Genomic DNA, 2,293 nt, shown 5'->3' on the forward strand with positions numbered 1-2,293 from the left:
TCTTCAGTCGATTCGACAAATTGGATGTGCTTTTTAGGTTCTTTATAAATTTCTCACTGATAGCGGACAAGCTGATTAGTGTTAACAGGCCCTAGAAGGGCTATTGATCGGGCTCGCGTATTTCTCTAACTTGTGCAAAGTCTTCGAGAAAAGGGTACCTAACCAAGTCGTCGAGTGCGACGCTGAAGACAGCGCGGCTCACGACTAGTGTTAGATTGCTTCGGAGGTGTCGTGGCCATATCAAGTGGTGAGCTCCTTGATCTCGACCAAAAAATCCGGAGGGAGTTTCCCCCGTCAAATGTGAGCGACGAGTATTTGGACGCGCACTACGATGAGCTTCCGTTTCTTTCTGCCGAGGATTTCAGGCTGCGTCTGTCTGCGTACCTGCTACGGAGCATCGAGAAATGGAGTCCGGAAGTCGAGACATGTGAGCTCCAAACGGCGGCCTATTCAGAGCGTTACATTTTAGGAAAAGTATGAAGTTCACGATTCACTTAGAAAAAGATGATTTCCGGCATTTCAATAGGTTTGCGATGGCCAGAATCCATCAGGCACCAGGAATTAAATGGAAAGTTACCCTGTTCAATATTCTCTATTGGTTTTTTCTAGTGTTCTTTGCTTTAGAAATGTATTCAGTCTACGACAATAGTTGCTGTAATAACTACGCACACCTCAATCGGGCTCTAACAGCATTTAGCATCTGGTTTGTTTTCGTTAATGTTTGGCAGAAAATTTATATGCGCCTCTACGTTTCATCAGCAACAGATGATAAAGGAAGTGTTCTCGGTAAATGGGAATTCGAAATATCGGATTCTGGGATTACTGAGTCAAATGGCTTGTGTTCATCTACTTTTTCTTGGCAAGGTATACGGTCTGTTGAAAAAGATAAGTATAATCTCTATCTGTTCACAGATTGACTAAAAGCTCTCATCCTGCCTCTTTCTCAGATTAATGAAGAAATAGAGGCAGCAGTAAACAAAAATGTAACAAGTTGCTGCTAGAGACTGCATTACGTTGCGCTCCATGCAGCCCCAGAGCTAGGCGTTATGGATCACCAGGATATGAATATCGAATTTGTTAGTCCACCACCCCCTGAATCAGTAGAGGAACTGACAAAAAAGTTCTTCTCTTTTTCACAAAGTGGGCTTCCTCATTTACCACCTGAATCTGATGATAAGGTTTTTATGGTAAGTGCTCGATCTGAGACCGGAGAATTACTAGGTGGTATTCTAGCAAACTGTTACTGGAATGGCCTTGAGATTGATACGCTTTGGGTTTCAAGCAATCAACGAAGCAATGGATTAGGTTCGCAGCTTATGTATAGAGCAGAAGATTTTGGTGCTAAAAATGGAGCTGTTGTTTCATTCTTAAAAACTATGGAGGCTAAGGGATTTTATGAGAAATTGGGGTATGAGGTTTATGGTGTGCTTGAAGATCGCCCAATAGGCACCATGCTTTATCACATGAAAAAGCGACTTAATGAAGATCCATAACAAACGCAGGCTGTCGGACAAATTGCACGCTGAACGGGTAACTTTCCGCATCTCCGAACGTTATGGTTAAGGAACTATGAGAGAACTCATCGAGATCGTCATAAAAGTGTTTGCCGCCTATCTAGTCTTTAGCACTGTAGGAGGTTACGCCCCACTGGCATTGGTTACTGACGCATTCAGCGGTCCAAATTCGCCGTATATTGGGTTCTTAGCGGCAGGCGTCTCTGTGCCTATCGGTATCGGTATTATTTTGTGGTTTAGAGCGCCAAAAATCTCCAAGGCTGCACTTCCGTCCGACGAACCTGGGCCAATAGTTCCGGAGAGTGGAGTCGTGGCCGCTGGAGTATTTTTGATAGGCGTTTATTGGTTCGTTCGCTCTTCGAGTGTTTTGCTAACTCAGCTGAGTTCGCAAGCCTCGCTAAATTATGGTTGGTTTGCAGTAATGGCCTTATCGTTAGCCCTGATTCTAGGTAGCGACTTGATGGCCAAGGTATTTCGAAAGCTTCGTACCGCAGGTACCAATGCATAACCAATCGCTCAAGTACGTTCTCGGCCTAGCGACGGTCCACCGGACGTCCCTGTCGGCCGCCGCTTAGCTTCGCTTTCGTCAAACGAGAGGAATTATCGTATGGAATGGAATCCCTTAGTCCCTGAGTTGGTCGTAAATAGCTACGTAATCTCAAAGAAATTTTACACAGAGATTTTGTAAGCGCCAATAAATCAGCCCCTTGACTCCCCCCAACGTAGCCACCTCTACTCCATGCGTTTCAACGGCACGTTCCAAGGCAGCAGGTGTTCTA

The 2,293-nt window shown here is 45.0% G+C and carries 3 protein-coding genes; all 3 read left to right on the top strand.

The window, feature by feature from the left end; translation table 11 throughout:
- Positions 1-476 precede the first annotated feature (476 nt).
- The 3 genes from G565_RS0120710 (at position 477) to G565_RS0120720 (ending at position 2,022) form a co-directional block, all read left to right on the top strand.
- Complete coding sequence (locus tag G565_RS0120710; protein ID WP_028672508.1) at positions 477-917, top strand: hypothetical protein; 441 nt, start codon at positions 477-479, stop codon at positions 915-917.
- Between the two features lie 144 nt (positions 918-1,061).
- Complete coding sequence (locus G565_RS0120715) at positions 1,062-1,493, top strand: GNAT family N-acetyltransferase (protein WP_028672509.1); 432 nt, start codon at positions 1,062-1,064, stop codon at positions 1,491-1,493.
- A 76-nt stretch (positions 1,494-1,569) separates the two neighbouring features.
- Positions 1,570-2,022: a hypothetical protein gene (locus tag G565_RS0120720; protein WP_028672510.1), complete on the top strand. Its 453-nt coding sequence runs from the start codon at positions 1,570-1,572 to the stop codon at positions 2,020-2,022.
- Positions 2,023-2,293: the final 271 nt, after the last annotated feature.

Origin of the sequence: Saccharospirillum impatiens DSM 12546 (assembly GCF_000423605.1) — a bacterium.
In the GTDB taxonomy this organism is placed as follows: Bacteria; Pseudomonadota; Gammaproteobacteria; order Pseudomonadales; family Natronospirillaceae; genus Saccharospirillum; species Saccharospirillum impatiens.

Bases quoted from the DNA above. Each gene is read 5' to 3' on its own strand.
- G565_RS0120710 (WP_028672508.1), top strand. From the start codon at position 477: ATGAAGTTCACGATTCACTTAGAAAAAGATGATTTCCGGCATTTCAAT.
- G565_RS0120720 (WP_028672510.1), top strand. From the start codon at position 1,570: ATGAGAGAACTCATCGAGATCGTCATAAAAGTGTTTGCCGCCTATCTA.
- G565_RS0120715 (WP_028672509.1), top strand. From the start codon at position 1,062: ATGAATATCGAATTTGTTAGTCCACCACCCCCTGAATCAGTAGAGGAA.